This is a genomic window from Lyngbya sp. CCY1209, from assembly GCF_055795065.1.
This window is the reverse complement of record NZ_JAYFER010000439.1, coordinates 1-17,681: the sequence shown is the minus strand read 5'-3', so window position 1 is coordinate 17,681 and position 17,681 is coordinate 1. Positions and strand designations below refer to the sequence as shown.

Annotated in this window: 18 protein-coding genes and 1 tRNA gene; 9 read left to right on the top strand and 10 right to left on the bottom strand. The window is 55.3% G+C overall.

Going from position 1 to position 17,681, the window contains the following annotated elements; genetic code table 11:
* Nucleotides 1-212 (bottom strand): hypothetical protein (locus AC0QHF_RS13485; protein ID WP_324704735.1); only part of this gene is annotated, 212 nt, incomplete at its 3' end.
* Nucleotides 213-290: 78 nt separating this feature from the next.
* Here AC0QHF_RS13485 and AC0QHF_RS13480 point away from each other — a divergent pair.
* The 3 genes from AC0QHF_RS13480 to AC0QHF_RS13470 all read left to right on the top strand — a co-directional run bounded on the left by AC0QHF_RS13480 (nucleotide 291) and on the right by AC0QHF_RS13470 (nucleotide 5,433).
* Nucleotides 291-953 carry a vWA domain-containing protein gene (locus tag AC0QHF_RS13480; RefSeq protein ID WP_324704734.1) on the top strand — a complete coding sequence of 221 codons (663 nt, stop codon included), beginning with the start codon at nucleotides 291-293 and terminating at the stop codon, nucleotides 951-953.
* A gap of 32 nt (nucleotides 954-985) precedes the next feature.
* Complete coding sequence (locus AC0QHF_RS13475; protein ID WP_324704733.1) at nucleotides 986-1,771, top strand: PP2C family serine/threonine-protein phosphatase; 786 nt, start codon at nucleotides 986-988, stop codon at nucleotides 1,769-1,771.
* A gap of 146 nt (nucleotides 1,772-1,917) precedes the next feature.
* On the top strand, nucleotides 1,918-5,433 hold the full coding sequence (locus AC0QHF_RS13470; RefSeq protein ID WP_324704732.1) for a PAS domain S-box protein: 3,516 nt from the start codon (nucleotides 1,918-1,920) through the stop codon (nucleotides 5,431-5,433).
* A 101-nt stretch (nucleotides 5,434-5,534) separates the two neighbouring features.
* Here the strand turns inward: AC0QHF_RS13470 and AC0QHF_RS13465 are convergent, their stop codons facing one another.
* Entirely contained in the window at nucleotides 5,535-6,770 is a 1,236-nt protein-coding gene (locus AC0QHF_RS13465; protein WP_324704737.1) for an LL-diaminopimelate aminotransferase, read from the bottom strand.
* Nucleotides 6,771-7,026: 256 nt separating this feature from the next.
* Here AC0QHF_RS13465 and AC0QHF_RS13460 point away from each other — a divergent pair, with 256 nt between their 5' ends.
* Nucleotides 7,027-7,161 (top strand): PEP-CTERM sorting domain-containing protein, encoded by a 135-nt coding sequence (locus AC0QHF_RS13460; protein WP_324704731.1) that lies wholly within the window; start codon nucleotides 7,027-7,029, stop codon nucleotides 7,159-7,161.
* A 161-nt stretch (nucleotides 7,162-7,322) separates the two neighbouring features.
* Here AC0QHF_RS13460 and AC0QHF_RS13455 read toward each other — a convergent pair whose 3' ends face one another.
* From AC0QHF_RS13455 to AC0QHF_RS13435, 5 genes are all read right to left on the bottom strand, one after another.
* Nucleotides 7,323-8,573: an ATP phosphoribosyltransferase regulatory subunit gene (locus AC0QHF_RS13455; protein WP_324704730.1), complete on the bottom strand. Its 1,251-nt coding sequence runs from the start codon at nucleotides 8,571-8,573 to the stop codon at nucleotides 7,323-7,325.
* 90 nt (nucleotides 8,574-8,663) lie between these two features.
* The gene (locus AC0QHF_RS13450; protein WP_324704729.1) at nucleotides 8,664-9,584 is read right to left on the bottom strand and encodes a J domain-containing protein; all 921 of its coding nucleotides are present in this window, start codon (nucleotides 9,582-9,584) and stop codon (nucleotides 8,664-8,666) included.
* 304 nt (nucleotides 9,585-9,888) lie between these two features.
* Nucleotides 9,889-10,701: an inositol monophosphatase family protein gene (locus AC0QHF_RS13445; RefSeq protein ID WP_324704728.1), complete on the bottom strand. Its 813-nt coding sequence runs from the start codon at nucleotides 10,699-10,701 to the stop codon at nucleotides 9,889-9,891.
* Nucleotides 10,702-10,735: 34 nt separating this feature from the next.
* The gene (locus AC0QHF_RS13440) at nucleotides 10,736-11,281 is read right to left on the bottom strand and encodes a thermonuclease family protein (protein WP_324704727.1); all 546 of its coding nucleotides are present in this window, start codon (nucleotides 11,279-11,281) and stop codon (nucleotides 10,736-10,738) included.
* Nucleotides 11,271-11,639, bottom strand: a complete 369-nt coding sequence (locus AC0QHF_RS13435; protein ID WP_324704726.1) for a 2Fe-2S iron-sulfur cluster-binding protein — start codon at nucleotides 11,637-11,639, stop codon at nucleotides 11,271-11,273. The genes AC0QHF_RS13440 and AC0QHF_RS13435 overlap by 11 nt, the downstream gene beginning before the upstream one ends.
* 233 nt (nucleotides 11,640-11,872) lie before the next feature.
* Here AC0QHF_RS13435 and AC0QHF_RS13430 point away from each other — a divergent pair.
* From AC0QHF_RS13430 to AC0QHF_RS13410, 5 genes are all read left to right on the top strand, one after another.
* A tRNA-Ser gene (locus AC0QHF_RS13430) sits at nucleotides 11,873-11,959 on the top strand.
* Between the two features lie 318 nt (nucleotides 11,960-12,277).
* Nucleotides 12,278-12,577: an RNA recognition motif domain-containing protein gene (locus AC0QHF_RS13425; RefSeq protein WP_324704725.1), complete on the top strand. Its 300-nt coding sequence runs from the start codon at nucleotides 12,278-12,280 to the stop codon at nucleotides 12,575-12,577.
* A 360-nt stretch (nucleotides 12,578-12,937) separates the two neighbouring features.
* Nucleotides 12,938-13,108, top strand: a complete 171-nt coding sequence (locus tag AC0QHF_RS13420; RefSeq protein ID WP_324704724.1) for a hypothetical protein — start codon at nucleotides 12,938-12,940, stop codon at nucleotides 13,106-13,108.
* 215 nt (nucleotides 13,109-13,323) lie between these two features.
* Nucleotides 13,324-13,671: a DUF4926 domain-containing protein gene (locus AC0QHF_RS13415; RefSeq protein ID WP_324704723.1), complete on the top strand. Its 348-nt coding sequence runs from the start codon at nucleotides 13,324-13,326 to the stop codon at nucleotides 13,669-13,671.
* A gap of 258 nt (nucleotides 13,672-13,929) precedes the next feature.
* Nucleotides 13,930-15,483, top strand: a complete 1,554-nt coding sequence (locus tag AC0QHF_RS13410) for a bifunctional metallophosphatase/5'-nucleotidase (protein WP_324704722.1) — start codon at nucleotides 13,930-13,932, stop codon at nucleotides 15,481-15,483.
* Nucleotides 15,484-15,544: 61 nt separating this feature from the next.
* On the opposite strand, the gene AC0QHF_RS13405 is transcribed toward AC0QHF_RS13410, so the two are convergent.
* The 3 genes from AC0QHF_RS13405 to AC0QHF_RS13395 all read right to left on the bottom strand — a co-directional run bounded on the left by AC0QHF_RS13405 (nucleotide 15,545) and on the right by AC0QHF_RS13395 (nucleotide 17,407).
* Nucleotides 15,545-16,183, bottom strand: coding sequence for a serine hydrolase domain-containing protein (locus AC0QHF_RS13405; RefSeq protein WP_324704736.1), 639 nt, complete (start codon nucleotides 16,181-16,183; stop codon nucleotides 15,545-15,547).
* A gap of 104 nt (nucleotides 16,184-16,287) precedes the next feature.
* Nucleotides 16,288-16,758, bottom strand: a complete 471-nt coding sequence (locus tag AC0QHF_RS13400) for a thermonuclease family protein (protein WP_324704721.1) — start codon at nucleotides 16,756-16,758, stop codon at nucleotides 16,288-16,290.
* A 106-nt stretch (nucleotides 16,759-16,864) separates the two neighbouring features.
* The gene (locus tag AC0QHF_RS13395) at nucleotides 16,865-17,407 is read right to left on the bottom strand and encodes a hypothetical protein (RefSeq protein WP_324704720.1); all 543 of its coding nucleotides are present in this window, start codon (nucleotides 17,405-17,407) and stop codon (nucleotides 16,865-16,867) included.
* Nucleotides 17,408-17,681 lie beyond the last annotated feature (274 nt).

The following is a 17,681-nucleotide window of genomic DNA, read 5'->3' as shown; positions in this document are numbered from 1 at the left end:
GGAAATGAGGAATAAAAGCCCCCAGAATTGGGGGTTTGGGGGCGAGTCCGATCGCGATCGTTCATTGGGAAATGAGGCATCAAAGCCCCCAGAATTGGGGGTTTGGGGGCGAGTCCGATCGCGGCGGCTACCGCTTCCGCATCAATTACGAGGGGGCGATCGCGCCCCCCCCTGTCCGAGGAACAAATCACCTGGATCGAGACTCTACCCATCGAACGGGAACGGCGTTGAGCGAAAAAATCCCCGAGACTCCGGTATCCTAGTTAGATGCAAGGTCAGATCCCGAACTTATGAGACTTGAGGAAGCGGTTGAATTTGCCGAAAATCCGGAGCCCCGGTGTCCCTGCGTCCTGCTGCTGGACACGTCCGCATCCATGCAGGGGGAACCCATCGACGCCCTCAACGAGGGGTTGATGGCGTTCAGAAACGACCTGAGCCGGGACGAACTCGCCAAAAAGCGGGTGGAGATCGCGGTGATCTCCTTTGACAACCGGGTGCAGATCGCCCAGGATTTCGTCACCGCCGATCGCTTCGAGCCCCCCATTTTGACCGCCCAGGGCCAGACCTTCATGGGGACCGCGATCGCCGAAGCCCTGGACCTGATCGCCTCCAGAAAGGCCGAATATCGCAGCAACGGCATCACCTACTACCGGCCCTGGGTGTTCATGATCACCGACGGCGAACCCCAGGGAGAGAGCGATCGCGTCACGGAACAAGCCGCCAACCGCATCCGGGACGAGGAAGCCAACAAACAGGTCGCCTTCTTCGCCGTGGGGGTGGAGGGGGCGAATATGGAGCGTCTGGCGGAGATCGTGCAGCGGACTCCCCTGAAACTCAAGGGTTTGGACTTCCGGGAAATGTTCATCTGGCTGTCGGCGAGTATGCAAACCGTCTCCCACTCCAAAGTTGACGAACAAGTGGCCCTCCCGCCGCCGGGGTGGGGAACGGTCTAGATCGCCCCAGTTCGCCCCTTCGAGAATTCGTCATGACTCAAGATTCCCCCCGCTGGCAACTTGTTTCCGCGTCCGTCGCCGGAAAAAGTCACGAAAAACAGGCGCTCCCCTGCCAGGACGCCCACATCTGTCGGGCGACGTCCGACCGCCTGATCGTCGCGATCGCGGACGGCGCCGGCTCGGCGTCTCTGGCCGACGTGGGGGCGCAACTGGCGGTCAAAACGGCGGTGGAATTGATGGCGGACTGTCTCTCCGCCTCCGAGGGCGAACCGGACTGGAACGCCGAACTGTTGAAGGTTGTCGGGCGGACGAAAGAAGCGATCAAAGCCGAAGCAGGCGATCGCGACGTGCCGGTTCGGGAACTGGCGACGACGTTAATTTTGGGGGTCGCGACCCCCTCGGCGATCGCCGTCGCCCAGGTCGGAGACGGGGCTGCAGTTGTCGAAGATGGACAGGGAAATCTGATCGCCCTGACGACTCCGGCCAGCGGCGAATATCTGAACGAGACGACTTTTTTAATTTCCCCCGATGCCCTCGAAACGGCCCAGGTCAACATCTGGTCCGGCACGCCGAAGTATCTGGCAATGTTTTCCGACGGGTTGCAGATGTTGGCGTTGAAGATGCCGCAGGGGACCCCCCACGCCCCCTTCTTTTCTCCCCTATTTCAATTCGTGGAAACGATCGCCGACCGCGCCGAAGCCGAGGAACAATTGACGGCATTTTTGCGATCGCCCCGGGTCGCCGAACGCACCGACGACGACCTGACGCTCCTGTTGGCAGCCCTCCTCCCCCAGACCGAAAACTTTTCACGGGAATGAGTCGAAGAATCGGGAGAATTAGGCAGTCCAAAAAAATCGGTGTATCATACAAATTGAGAGAGAATTGAGCGATCGCCACGGTGGCGGTGAATGTATCAATATCCGGCGCGAGATCGAGATCTTGAAGGCGGAAGGGGGCAACTCCGGTGAAACGACGGTATTGGCATCAGTGGCTTGAATCCATCAAAATTCACCCCCGAGACTTCTGGATACCGTTTTTAATCGGCGCGGTCGCCACGGTCGCCGTCCTGTTGCTGTGGCGGCAACTCTCCATCCGAGAACACCTGCACATCGAGCAACTCGTCCAACAGGAAGCTAACGCAATTCAAGCCATTCTGAATCGAGAATTATCCGGCCGAATTTTGAATCTGACTCAGATGGCGAAACGCTGGCAGAGTGAGGGGGGAACGCCTCGCCCCCTCTGGGAGGCGGATGCGTCGAATATTATCCGGGATGCCTACGGCTACCGGGCGATCGAATGGGTCGATCCGTCTTTTCAAGTCCGCTGGATCGTTCCCCTCGAAGGCAATGAAGCGGCACAAAATTTCAATTTGAATCAGGAACGCCGCCGTCGAATTAGCCTGAAAGTGGCTCGCAACCTGCGAGAAATCATCCTCACCCGCAAGGTTTCCCTTGTCCAGGGCGGGCAAGGATTTTTGGCGATCGCCCCCCTATTTGTAAACGCTGAAAATCTCGAATCAGAGGGCGATCGCTTCGACGGATTCATCATCGGCGTGTTTGAATTTCAAGCCCTATTTGACGGCCTCCTCCAAATTTCACCCCGGTACAAAGTTCGCATCTACGACCGGGGCGAACTGGTCTATACTCAGGGGATTTCCCCTTCCTCTCCGTTTCAAAAAACGGCGACCGTCCGGGCTTACAACGCCGATTGGCTGGTGCGAATTTATCCCACCCCGGCTTGGATTGAAGGGGCGCGATCGCCCCTGCCGCAGGTCGTTTTGTGGGGGGGAACCGTGATGGCTTGGATGCTGGCGCTCTCCGTTTATCTGGGGTTGCGATCGCGGCGTTACGCCCGACAAACTCGAAAAATAAACCGCAAATTAGAACGGGAAATTGGGCAACGAAAAAAAGTGGAAGCCGCATTGCGGGAGCGGGAACAATTATTTCGGCAACTCTCGAAATGTGCGCCCGTCGGCATTTTTTTGACGGATGAAACGGGGGCTTGCACCTACGTCAACGATCGCTGGTGCGAACTGACGGGACTGACATCCGAGCAGGCTTCCGGAGAGGGGTGGAAAAGTACCCTCCACCCCGACGATTATTCGACCACTTTTGCCGAGTGGAATGCGGCGGTTCGGGACAACCGGGAATTTTCGATGGAATATCGGTTTCGCCACCCGGACGGGGCGATCGTTTGGGTCGCCGGACAGGCGACGGCTTTGAAAAATGACGACAATATCAATATCGGTTTTATCGGCATCGTCGCCGACATCACCGCCCTAAAACTGACCGAAACTGCCTTGCGAAATTCTCGGCAACAGTACCAAACCCTCGTGGAAAATTCCCCCGATATTATCGAGCGCTTCGATACCGAATTGAAACACTTGTATGTTAGCCCCGCTTTAACTCGGCTCACCGGCATTTCTGCGGACGTTTTTTTGGGGAAAAGTTGTCGAGAATTTGGACTCTCGGAGGCGATGGTTGACGCTTGGGAGGCGGCGGCTTTGCGATTGCTCGACACCGGACGAAGGCAGATCGTCGAATTGGAAACGGAAACCCCCGAGGGTTGGCGGTCTTTTGAAATGGCCCTCGCTCCGGAAATGACGGAGGATGGTGCGATCGCGTCGATCCTGTGTATTTCCCGCGACGTGACCGAACGCAAACGGGCCGAAATTGCCCTCCAAAATAGTCAAGCAAAATTTCAGGCTTTGGTCGCCAATATGCCCGGTATGGTCTACCGCTTCTTCCCCTCCACCGCTGACCAACCTCCCCATTTCACCTTCGTCAGTACCCGCGTCCGAGATCTTTTTGAATTGGAACCGGAAACCGTCATCGAAGATGCCCGTTCCATTATCAATTTAATTCACCCGGAAGATTTGCCCGCCTACCATTCCGCAAATGCCGAGGCGATCAAAAACTTTTCGCCCTGGCACTGGGAAGGACGCATCGTCACGCCATCAGGTCAATTGAAGTGGATCGAAAGCCACGCCCAACCCCAGTCTACGCCGGCGGGCAATGCCTGGGACGGGATTATCATCGACATCAGCGATCGCAAAGAGTACGAAGACAGTCTGCGACAATTTCAGAGTATCGTCTCCACCACGGCGGAAGGAATCGCCCTCATCGACCGCAACTATATCTATCAAATTGTCAATCAAAAGTATCTGAATTTGACCGGCAAATCGATGGGGGCAGTGTTGGGACATTCCATCTCGGAGGTTTTGGGCGCGGAGACATTTAAAACGAAAATCAAGCCTCGGTTCGACCGCTGTTTAACCGGGGAAGTGGTCCGCTATGACAGTTGGTTCACCTTTTACCGACAACAACATCAGTTTCTCGGTGTCACCTATTCTCCCATGTTGCAACCGGACGGAACGGTGGAAGGCGTGATCGTCAACGTCCGAGATTTGAGCTCTCTTAAACAAGCGGAACTGGCGCTCCGGCAACAGTCGGAACGGGAACATCTTTTGTCTACCATTACCAATCGCATTCGGCGATCGCTCGACCTGCAGGAAATTCTCGATACGGCCGTCGCCGAAGTGTGCAAAGTTCTTTCCACGGATCGGATTGCGATCTATCGATTCAACGGGGACTGGAATGGCAACGTCATTGCCGTTTCTTCACCCATATCCGGAGAAATTTCGGATGCGGATGCCCCAGAAATGGCGATCGCCCCCGCCATCGAATCCGACATTCGCCGGATCGCCGATTCGTGTCGGAATCGGTCGATCAACGGTTCTTTCAATATCGATTGGCAACAATTTCAAACCCCAACCCATTTGATCTTCCCCATCTGGATCGACACCGAACTACTTTGGGGGCTTCTGATCGCCCACCACTCCCCCAAAACCCAGCACTGGATATCCGAAGAAATCCAGATGTTCAAGCAACTAACGGAACAACTGGCGATCGCCATTCAACAAGCCGAATTGTACCGCCGCATCCAAATGGCTCACCGGGAACTCGAACGACTTTACAACACCGATGCCCTCACCGAAATCGCCAACCGCCGCCACTTCGATCGCTATCTCCAACAGGAATGGCTCCGACTCCAGCGGGAGGGACAACCCCTCACAATTATCATGTGCGATATCGATTATTTTAAATGTTATAATGACACCTACGGGCACGTCGCTGGAGATCGATGTCTGCAAAGAGTCGCCCGGGCATTAAAAGGGTGTCTCAAACGCCCCGCCGACCTGATCGCACGCTACGGTGGCGAAGAATTTGTCGTCCTTTTGCCCAATACGTCGGAGTCGGGGGGCATTCAGATCGCCCGACAAATGCAGCGGGCAATTTTTAATCTGAACATCCCCCCCGGTTCCATTCCAGCCGACTTCACTCGCGTCAGCATCAGCCTGGGAATTGCTACCGAAATTCCCTCCCAACGGCGATCGCCCATACAGTTGCTTTCGAGAGCCGATCGCGCCTTATATGAAGCAAAAAAACAAGGCAGAAATCAGTCTGTAATTGATGATTAGGGTGTAGGGTGTAGGGTGTAGGGTGTAGGAAATTTTAAAACTCCCCATTCCCCATTCCCTATTCCCCATTCCCGATTCCCTACAAAAACCGGCTCCGGATCTTAGACCTTAAATTTCTCGGTAATCCGTTTCATCGCCTCGTCCACATTTTCCCGGCTGTTAAACGCGGAAATTCGGAAATATCCTTCCCCCGCCGCGCCAAAACCGGAACCGGGCGTTCCCACCACATGACACGTCTGCAACAACTTGTCGAAAAAGTCCCAACTCGACAGGCCGCTGGGGGTCTTCACCCAGACATAAGGGGCGTTGACACCGCCGTAAACCGTCAGTCCGGCGGCGGTCAATTTCTCGCGGATAATTTTGGCGTTTTCCAAATAGAAACTCACCAACTCTTTCACCTGGGTTTGTCCCGCCTCGGAGTAGACCGCCTCCGCGCCCCGCTGGACGATATAAGAAACCCCGTTAAATTTGGTTGATTGGCGACGGTTCCACAGCTTCCACAGCTCCACATCCGAGCCGTCGGAGGCTTTCGCCGTCAGGGTTTTGGGAACCACCGTCAGGGCGCAGCGGGTGCCCGTAAAACCGGCATTTTTCGAGAACGACCGGAACTCGATCGCGCAGTTCCGCGCCCCCTCAATTTCGTAGATCGAATGGGGTAAAGAGGGGTCGGTAATAAACGCTTCGTAGGCCGCATCAAACAGGATAATCGAACCGTTTGCGCGGGCGTAATCGACCCAATTTTTCAAGTATTCTTTCGTCGCCGTCGCCCCGGTGGGGTTATTCGGAAAACACAGGTAAATCAGATCGACGCGATCGCCCGGAAGTTCGGCCGTAAAATTATTTTCGGCGGTGACGGGCAGGTACACCAACCCTTCGTATTCGCCCTTGTCGTTGGCTGGTCCGGTGTGTCCGGCCATGACGTTGGTATCGACGTAGACGGGATAAACCGGGTCGGTGACGGCAATTTTGTTATCCTTGCCAAAAATGTCGAGAATGTTCCCCGTGTCGCACTTGGACCCGTCGGAGATGAAGATTTCCTCCGCGTCCACCTCGCAACCCCGGGCTTTAAAGTCGTGTTGGGCGATTTTCTCCCGCAACCAGGCGTAACCCTGTTCCGGGCCGTAACCTTTGAAGGTGGAGCGATCGCCCATTTCCTCGACGGCTAAAACCATCGCCGCGCGGCAGGCGTCGGGCAGCGGTTCGGTGACGTCGCCGATGCCCAGTTTGATGATCTGGGCCTCCGGGTTCGCCTGGGCAAAGGCATTCACCCGACGGGCAATTTCCGGAAACAGGTAGCCCGCCTTGAGTTTCAGGTAATTCTCGTTAATCGTTGTCATCGTCAATCCACAAACGCTCTCCAACAGCTTACCCCCAACGGGGCGACAGTGGGCGCGATCGCGGGTTTTTCCCACACTCCGACACCGGATGTCAGTATTTTCACTCAACTATCTTGTGATATTTGTGACGGCGGCGATCGCAAAAGTTCCGTAATTTCACGCTAGGAAAATCAATCGACCTCCGGATATTGTATTTTTAGAGTTCAAATTAACATCATTCTTTATCTCCCAAGAAGGTGGCACCTCTCAAGCCTCCTTGTACGGCCGTCTGAATGCCCTGACGCCGACGACACCCGCCGCCAGCGTTCCCGAACCGGCGACCCTTTCCGGTTTGGCGGTGGTGGGTCTGGCCTTAGCCAGCCGCTCCCGTCGCAACAAGTCCAAAGTCTAATATTCCAATCCTTTTCCCGAACTGCTCTCTTTTTCCTCCCCCGATATCTTCTCAAAGCGACCGGGGGAGGATTTTTTTTCAATTCCGGCGCGATCGCCAATTGCCGAGAGTCGCGATTCGGCCAGAGCAATTAGCAATTAATAATTAACAATTATCAATTATCAATTATCAATGATCAATGGTTCCACCTCGGAGGTCCCGTCCACATCCACCCAGGCGATCTGAGAAATTCCCCGCATTCGGGCGGCGTTCCGCACCTTTTCTGAATCCTCCTCGCCGCCCAATTCCATCTCCACCCGCGCCTCGGGGTCGGAATCGCGCAGGTGTTCGGCGTAGGCGAAGGCGGCGGCTTCGGCTTGGGGGGTTTTGGGCACCACCAGACAATCGCTGGCCGGGATGTCGGCGGGCAGTTGTTCCATCCCCAAGAGCACCTGGTGCAGTTCTTCGATATTGAGGGAAAAGCCGATGCTGGGTTTCGTCTCCCCCTGGGGGTGGTAGAGTCCCAGGAGTTGGTCGTAGCGGCCCCCCTGGCCGAGTATGCGCCCGCCGGACTGGCTGTCGCTGACGGCGATGAATACGATGCCGGTGTAGTAGTCGAAGGTTTGGATCAGGCTCAGATCCAGGGTCAGGGACAGGGGGGGGAGCCGATCGCCGAGCAACCGCCGGTATTCGTTGAGGCGATCGACGAGGGATTTGAGCTCGTTGAGGGCTTCCCGCTGGGGGGGGTCCAGATTCAATTGGGACACCCGGGCAAGGACATCCTCGGGACGGCCCCGCAGGTCGAATAAAAATAAGGCTCGCTCCCGCAATTCCGGGGACAGGGGGAGGGTTTCCAACCCGATCCGGTCCAGGTGGGCGATCGCCTGCCGCACCCGATCGCGTATCGGTTCCGGGAAGGGGGAGAGCAGCGATCGCGTCAGCCCCGCCTCCCCCAAAATCAGGTGGGGGTTTTGCAAGTCGAGCGATCGCAGACAGTCCGCCAGTAGCAGCACGATTTCCGAGTCCGCCCGCACCCCGTCGGCGCCGAGGAGTTCCACCCCGGCCTGGTAAAATTCCAACTGGGTGCCGTGGCCCGTCTGTGAGCCCTTGCGGAAAATATTGGCGTTGTAGTACAGCCGCTTCGGCCACCCGTCCGCCTCGCCCATGCGGGATACGGCCGCCCGGGCGATCGAGGCCGTCAGTTCCGGGCGCAGTCCCAGACCTTCGTTTTCCGCGTCCTGCAACTGGATCACCGTCGATCGCCGCACCGCCCCCCCGGCCATCAGGGTATCGAGCCGCTCCAGGGTGGAAGTGATGATGCGGTGATAGCCCCAGCGATGGAACACCTGCTGAAGTCGCCGTTCGATCCAAATTTTTTGGGCGACATCGAGAGGGAGCAGATCTCGCGCACCCGGTGGGGGTTGATGAATCATGTCAGTATCTATGTGCAAACAAGGGGACGGATCGCAGGATACCAAGAAACCGGGTTTCCCGCCTCACCCGTCCGCCCTCCGTCCTTCAGTTTACTTTTTTTTGCCACCGCCGAAGAGCCCCCCGAACAGCCCGCCGCCGCCCTTGTCGGATTTCTTGCCGCCTTTCGAGTTCCTGGCCGTTTTGCCCTTCCCGGTGGAGGTGCCGCCCATCTTGTCGAGTTCCTTTTTGGCTTCGAGGGCTTCGGGTTGGGCGGGGTCGAGTTGCAGGGCTTTTTTGATGTGGGGGGTCGCCAACTTGGGCTGTTTTTGTTTGAGATACATGGACCCGAGCAGTCCGTGGCAGCGGGGGTGGTTGGGTTCCCGCTTCACCGCGTCCTTGAGTTCTAAAATGGCACTGGCGTAGTTTTGGGTTTCCGCAAGAGCCGCCGCGCGATCGCAGGCTTTATCGACAAACGACACTTTCGGCTGGGGTGTCGGCCGTTGGGCTGGTTCCGGCTTTTTTGCGGGGGGTGGCGGAGGAGGTGGGGCGCTTCCCTGTCGCGATCGCAACAAATACACCAAATTCAACTCGCTAATTTCCCCGATCCGTTCCAAGGCCTTTTCGGGGGATTCGTACTCCTGCTCGACCCGTTCTTCGAGCAGGGTATCGTAGAGTTGTCGAAAATTTCCGGCGGTGCGGAGTTGGGCGGCAGCCTCGCCGTGCAGTCGCATCGTGTGCTGTTCTTTGACGACGCGATCGCCCATGGTTTTCAGCAACAATTCGTATTCCCGCCGCTCGTTTTCTTTGGAAAATTGGTTGTAGGCCGGACTCACCAATTTCGCCAACAATTGTTTCCCGAGTTCCTTTTGTCGGGGATCGTCGAAGGGGCAGGTATCCGGATGCAAACGGCGGGCGATTTTCATGTACCGCTTCCGGATCGTATTGAAGTCCGCGTCGGGTCTGACCCCCAAAATGGCGTGGTTGTCTGTAAATCCGAACTGGAATAATCCTTGGTTGATTTCAAACGACATAGTAGTTTGCCTTTTCTGCCTAAAAAATGTGGCGGGAAGTTTTCATTCCGAACCCGATCGCAACAATTGAGCGGGCACCAGAAGCGGGCATAATCGAGAGTGTAGGGAGATGTCGGTCGCGGTGCTGACAGACGCACAAATTCGATCTCGATCGCTGGGATCTCAACCGGGAGGGTTGCCTTCAAGTTCTCCGAGATATTTGCCCTGGCGCTCCGGACTCGAATTGGGTTTTGGGCGATCGCTTCTGATCGCATTTTGACACACTCACCCGGCACTTGGCAGTCCCCGAAGGCACCTCAAAGCCTCACCAGGAGGAGAGGGGGGGCGTTTCCATCAGGGCGCGGCTGAGGGGGTCGTGGAGGGCTCCGTTGGTGGCGAGAATGCGCCCGGATTCGATTTGGAACGGGCCGCGATCATAGGCGCTCACCCGCCCCCCGGCTTCGAGGACTAACACCACCCCCGCTGCCATGTCCCAGGGGGAGAGTCCCCGTTCCCAGTAGCCGTCCAGACGCCCGCAGGCGACGTAGGCTAGATCTAATGCGGCGGAACCGCCGCGCCGCACGCCCTGGGTGAGGTGGGTCAGGTGGCAAAATTCGGCATAATTGTTGTCGGCGGTTTCCCGGCGATCGTAGGCGAACCCCGTCACCAACAGGCTTTTGTCCAGGGAATCGGTTTTGGAAACGCGGATGGGTTCGGCGTTGCGGGTCGCCCCCAGCCCCCGGGCGGCTCGGAAGAGTTCGTCGTGGAAGGGGCTGTACACCGCCCCGACTTGGGGCACGCCGTCGATCGACAGGGCGATGGAGGTGGAAAATGCGGGATACTGGTGGGCGTAGTTGGTCGTGCCGTCCAGGGGGTCAATTGCCCACCGGTAGCGGCTCGAACTCTCCCCCAAACTCCCGGACTCTTCGGCCAAAATCCCGTGTCCGGGGACGTGCCGCTTCAGGACGTCCAAAATCGCCTCTTCCGAGGCTTTGTCCGCCTCCGTGACCAGATCCCCCGACCGCCCCTTTTCCTGGATCTCTTCCAAGTTGCCCCAGTAGGACTTGAGAACTTCACCCCCCGCCCGGGCCGCCAGGGTGGCGAGATCCAAAAAATTTTTCAATTCGTCTCGATTCATAATTATTAATTATTAATTGTTAATTATTAATTTCCTAATTCGGCTGGTTGCGAAATTCCCTCGGGGTCAGCCGCATCGGCTCTCGGGGATTCCAGATCCCCAGCCCCATGATTCGAGCCCAGCTCTGGGCGTATTCCAGGCGCCGGCGATATTTGGTATTGTAAATGCCCCCGTCGGCGAGGGCGTAACCTCCCTTGACCAGTTCCTCGTTCAGGAGTAGCCCGTCGAGCCATGCGTAGGCTATGAGGCGATCGTAGCGATCTTCTTTCTTTTCATCCCATTCCAGAAGCACTTGCCGTCCCTGACACAATTCTTCCAACTTCTGTTGGGCCTGGGAGCCCCAGGGGTCCTGCCTCAGATCCGGGGCGCTGATTCCGATCAGTCGCACCCGCCGCAATACCGGGATGTCCGCCCCCCGATCGACAATTTCGAGGGTCTGACCGCTGACCACCCGCTCCACCCGCACCGTCTCCCCCCGGGGCATTTCGGGGGCCGGGGAACATCCCACCCCGACGATCCCCCACAACAGAACCCAAATCCCGATGGCGACGAACCTGAACTGGCGATCGCTAATCTTCATCTAAAGGCAGTCCGGTTTTCACTCGACCCTTACCAAAATACCGACCGAACTGCAATTCGTAAACTTCGTCTTCGTCCTGGGTTTCCACCTCCAAATCGGAGCGGGGATAGCTGACGCACAGCAGGGCATATCCTTCTTTTTGCAGTTCCGGAGACAGTCCCATCGCCTCCGGCTGGTACAGTTCCCCCGAGATCACCCGCACCGCGCAGGTGGTACAGGCCCCGTTGCGACAGGAAAACGGCAGGTCCGCCCCCTGATTTTCCGCGCATTGCAGGATGTAGCGATCGTCCGGAACTTGCACGCAGTAAGTCTCATCCCGTTGGCGATCGTGGATGCGAATGGTATGATGGCTCGGCATAAATATCGATGTTCCGAATTCGTCAAACTTTTCTATAATAAGGGATTTTGGGTTTCCCCGGCTCCCGACTTCTGGCGGGCGTTTCGCTTTCGAGTCCCCGCCGGCTACCGATTCTGGGCGATCGCCCTCCCCGGAGCTGATTTGAGAAAATTTTGGAAAAATGCTTGTCAGATCATCCGCGTTTCTGATAAGATATCTATCTTGTGGGTAAAATTAAAATTTTTACTTCCCCTGGAGAGGTGGCCGAGCGGTTGAAGGCGCGGCACTGGAAATGCCGTTTAGGGGTGACTCTAACGAGGGTTCGAATCCCTCCCTCTCCGTTGGAATCAAGGGTTTGAGAGCGTATCCTTAAAGCCGGGGATAACCCCCGGGGATAATCGATGGGATACTTAGCATCCCTGTTTCCAGGTCAGACACCCGGATGTGGCGATCGCCGGCCACTCCCGCCGGTCGGAGGCAGAAAATTAAGGATTGTCCTGTACCTGACCCGTCCCGGCAATGTTAAGATATGATCTGAGAATCATTTATTCGGTGGTAAAGTTTGGTGTTCATCTTAGCTGGTTATTGCCGTAAGGTATTCACAGACGTTCCTCCGGAGTCTCACCCCCCTCAGTTCTAAATGATTTTGGAGGACACAAATGTCGATTTACGTGGGCAACCTCGCATACGAGGTCACTCAAGAAGATCTCACGGAAGTTTTCAGTGAGTACGGTACGGTTCGCCGGGTTCACCTTCCCAAAGACCGCGAAACCGGGAAGTTCAGGGGGTTTGCCTTTGTCGAGATGGACACCCCCACAGAGGAAGAGAGCGCCATCGAAGAACTCGATGGCGCCGAGTGGATGGGTCGCGCGATGAAGGTGAACAAAGCCCGCCCCCGGGAAAAGAAAGCGTCACCTGATGGCGGTCGCAAGCGCAATAGCTATTCCAGAGATTATTAACGAACGGGGGGTTCGGGGGGCTACCAGTCCCGCGCTTACCCCAGAGGTGAGCGTCGGGATACTTCGACAAGCTCAGTAACAACATGGACACCCCAATTCAATTGAGGGACTCGAAATCCCGAAAATTGACACGCCATCGAAGAACCCGGAATTCCCGCCCAGGGGAGGGTAGGGAGCGTCAAGTGCATCGAGTCGGTGATGCAACAAGGGGGGACATGAACAGCGAGATTCAAATTGGCGGAGTCACCGATGAGTCATAAGAAACGTCTCAAAACCGTTTCTGCCACTCCTGCACCGATAAACTGAGTCGGGGTGAAGGACTTCTTCGCCCCCAACACTGTCTTTAATGAGGTAATCGTGATGGCCAAGCGTCGTAATTTAAAAAAAGAGAAGGCTGAACGCAACCTGGCCAATGCACGCCAGTATCGTAAGAGATTCAACCCCAACTCATCTCACAAACGCTTCACCCGCACCGACAATCGCAAACCTGAAGGCGAACAGTCTTCGGAGAAAGAGTCCCAAACCGAGTAGGTAGGTGATTGACAACGTGATGAAAACGATTGTAGAAATTGCTCGCGTCGTTCATCACCCGTCCAAGATTTGTTGGAAAATCAGGCTCGAACCTGATTGGCTTGAGAAAGCGAGACTCTAAGCTCGGCCCTTCCCCGCCCGTCGGGGAAGGGTTGTTTTGTTAGTCCCGGTTCCGTTCATGATTCCGACCCGTTCAAAAATGGAGACAAAAACAGATGAAAGCCAAACTGTACGACCGAATTCAAACCCTTTCGGAAATTCAAGCCCATTTCGGACGCCGGATTGTTCCCCCGGGAACCGTGGGAACCGTCGTGGAATGTTACGAACATCCCCGAGAAAGTTACTCGGTGGACCTGACGCTTCCGAACTCCACTCAGGAGGGCGGGGTCGAGTATGAAAATCTGATCCTCAACCCCGAACAATTTAAGGTGATGGGAGAAACGCCGGAGGAAAGCAATTTGGAGTCCCTATTCGGCGGAACCCACTACGAAGTTCCCCAGGTGGTGTTGGATGGGGCCGCGGTGCCGCAGCCCGACCCCAAGCCGCCGGAATTAACCGCATAATATCCCGATTCCATCGACTCGAAATCGCCGTTCCGAACCCTCTCCCGCGCCGCTGGGGGCAATTTTTCCTGCGTTTGCCCGTCCCCGAGACAGGCATAGAAATCCCGCCACACCGCCTCGAAACCCGGGTGTTGGGGGTCAAGCCCGAAATGCCTCCCGACCTCCTTTCAAACTGTCCGGATCTGGGCAATGATAAAGAGGAGAAATCTGCTCGTATCAACGCCATTTTGCATCACCCAATACTCGCCAGGAGGCATTATGAAGTGGGCCGTGCGGTTGTATGCCGTTCTCTTTATCGGGGCAGTTGTTGCCGGTCTTTTCTTTCACAATACTTTGGTTCAAAAACAGGACTTCAGCTTGCGATTGTTGCACACCAACGACCACCACGCCCACCTGGAAGCGGTGGAAGTGGGCGATCGCCTGTTGGGGGGCATTTCTCGCCGGAAAACCTTGGTGGATACCCTGCGTTCCCGCTCGCCAGAACCGACGCTTTTGCTCGACGCCGGGGATATCTTCCAGGGGACGCTGTATTTTAATCAATATCTCGGCCGGGCGGATCTGCCGTTTTACAATCAGATGAATTACGCCGCTGTGGCGGTGGGAAACCACGAATTCGACCGGGGACAACAACCCCTGGCGGATTTTATTAAAGAGGCGGAATTTCCCCTGCTTTCGGCTAACCTGGAGATCGATGCTAATTCCCCCCTGGCGGGTGCGATCGCACCCTGGATAATTTTGACCGTCAACGGGCAGGAAATCGGGATTTTTGGGTTGACGACGGAAGAGACGCCGATTCTTTCCAGTCCGGGGGAGGGGGTGAAATTTACCGACCCGATTGCGGCGGCAAAGGAGGCGGTTAAAACCCTGGGCGATCAGGGCGTTAATAAAATTATCGCCCTCACCCATTTGGGTTTTTTTGAAGATTTGGAATTGGCGCAGAATGTGGGTGGAATTGACGTGATTATCGGCGGTCATTCCCACACGCCTTTGGGGAATATGCCCGGTGCCGACGAACCTTATCCGGTGGTCGAAATCTCCCCCGAGGGCGACCCGGTTTTGGTGGTGACGGATTGGGAATGGGGCAAATATTTGGGGGATTTGCAAGTTCGCTTCGACGGCCGGGGGCGGGCGATCGCCTGGTCCGGTTCCCCCCATCCTGTGGAAGGGACGATCCCCGCCGACGAGGCATTTGAAACCCAGTTGCAGGCGTTTAAAGAACCGTTGGAAGAACTGCGAAATTTGGTCATCGGAAAAACTGAGAAATTGCTCGACGGCGACCGCGCCAATGTCCGCAGCCGAGACACCAATTTGGGCAACTTGATTGCCGACGCAATTCTCCAGAAAATGCGGCCCGACGGCGGGGAAATTGCGATCGTGAATGGCGGGGGAATTCGGTCGAGTATTCCGGCGGGAGATGTCACCGTCGGCCAGGTGATCGAAGTGCTTCCCTTCGGCAATACGATTGCCCGCATGGACTTGACCGGAGAACAGATCAAACAAGCTTTGGAACACGGCGTCAGCGGGGTCGAGGAGGGAGAGGGTGGCTTCCCCCAAGTGGCGGGAATTCGGTTCGCCTGGAACCCGGAATCCCCCGCCGGTTCTCGGGTTAAATCGGTTGACATTATTCGCCCGGACGGGACGACAAAACCTCTCGACCTGAATGCAACTTACCGGGTGATTAGCAATAGTTTTTTGATGGATGGTGGCGACGGTTACGAAGTATTTAAAACGGCAAAAAATCGGGTGGATACCGGATTTTTAATGTCGGATGTGGTGGTCGATTATATCCGCGATCGCTCTCCGATTCGGTAGGGAATCGCTGGGTTTTCCCCATGTCCAACTCCCGGCGTTGTGGCGACTGCCGTAGATTGAATTAAGCGCCGCGATCGCGCTCCATCAAGTAATCGGCGACGGCCTGATAAGCGGGGAGTGTCGTCGGGTCGTTCGCCGCATTGCCGGCAGTTGGATGGGAGGCAAAACGGGCGATTACCATGTCGGCTGTGGGGTCGATATAGAGAGATTGACCGTGGACGCCCCTGCCCATAAAAGCCCCGTTTTCGTTGTGGGTGATCCACCACATACTTCGATAACTCCAACCCTCAAGTAAGGAGTATCCGGCATCTGCAAAAGCGCGGCGATCGCCCCCCTGGCGGATGTTGCGGATGACCGATTCGGGGACGATCCGGCGATCGCCAACTCTGCCGCGATCGAGGAGCATTTGTGCGAAGCGGGCCATGTCGTGCAACCCCGCATTTAACCCGCCGCCGGCAAAGGGCGTTCCGATGGAATCCACCGTAAAAAACCCATCCATTTCCGCATTCATTTTGCTCCAAATTTTTTCCGATAAAACCTCGGTGAGCGGTTTTCCCGTCACCCGACTAATCAACCAGCCGAGAACGTCGGTGTTGATGGTTTTATATCCGAAACGGCGGCCGTGTTCCCCTTGCTTCTGCACCGTTTGCAGGAATTCAAAATAAGTTCTGGGGCCGGTGTAGTTTTCGGGTTTGGGCAGGGGATTTCCCGCTTTTGATTTGTGATTTCACAGAGAAGGGTTTTGACTGATGGACGAGTCGATGATTTGGGTATTCTGTCTGATTGTAGATGAAATTGAGTCAATTAATTCTGCCAGATCCCCAAACCACGACTTTGGGCGGCGCTTTCCGCTTCAGACAAAGAATTGGCAGAGCTGTTACAGGTTTGTCGATAACTCCGGTGTAAGCGGGCTTGTCCTTCTGCTACCATTTGCAAATTAATATTTTGATTGTTCTTGAAAATTACGGCCAATACTCTGCCGCCACCGATGGTTCCTAAATCATAATATTGAACTGATGAACCGGCGGGAATCAATGAATTTAAGCGATTTTTTGAAGTTTCGGCGTGGGGTTCGGGCGATCCATTCACCCAGTCCGGGGCGTCGATACAAGCCAGTTGAGCCGTCCTCGACGTTCCGCCTTCATTGAAAACGACGGTATCGCCATCGACAATCTTTTCCACGACAGCGGAACGGGGATTTGCCCGGACAATTTGAGGATAAATTGCCAAAGTAATCGACGCTATTAAATTGATAATTGCAGTCAATTTTTTCATTTTCAAAAAATCATCATAACCAACAATCATCTAATTTTAGAATAAACTTTTATCGGATGTCAAGTGTCAAGTGAAGTTCATTGATCGAAACAATGGACAAAAATGATTAATTTTGACCAAGTATAGAAGAGGTTGACTTCCCTTCAACCAGTCGGATATCGTCGATCCAAACTGTCCCCGTCCCTTCGATGACGAGATTGAGTTTGATATGGTCGGGGTTTTCTCCGGGACGGAGGATAAATGGGGTGTCCTGGGAAGTCCAATCTTGGGTTCCCGTCAAAGGGGAATTTAACGCCCTGGAAAAGAACTCGCCTTTGCCTGGAAAATGGCAGAGCATTTCCAGATAGGCTTTCCCTTGCAAGTCCCGGCTTTTGAGTTTTGCTTGGTAAAAAATGCGCGTATTTTCAATATCTAAATCTCCGGTTTCGTAGAGGGGAACGGTTATCGGTTGGGGGGCGATAATTTTGACGGAACCGTTGCCGTCACTGCTGATATCCGGGTCGAATTGAAGTTGCGATCGCCCGACAATTCCCTCTAGGTTATCCACGGGATAGTGTCTGAGTTCCGCTACCTCAAATGTCGGAACACAGGCGACAGCAGCCAACGTCAATCCCGGGATCAGGAACATTTGCAGCCGTTTAGTTTTCATCAACTAAGCCTCCAATTTTTCCCCCGATTCTAGTATCCTACCAAAGTCGATACGGATGTATAAATTTTTATTACAAATCCCGCCACCCTGAGTCCGCTTGAATGGGGGTGGATAACGCTCTCAACGCCGGACTCAGAGTCATGCTTGCCGACAAAATTGGTGTCAATTTCCCCTTGACTTTTTACCCGATTTGACGTACCATAACATCATGGGAAAATGTGCCGCCATATAAGGGGTGCGATCGCGGTTTTCGTTACATCCGTCAAGAGATCGG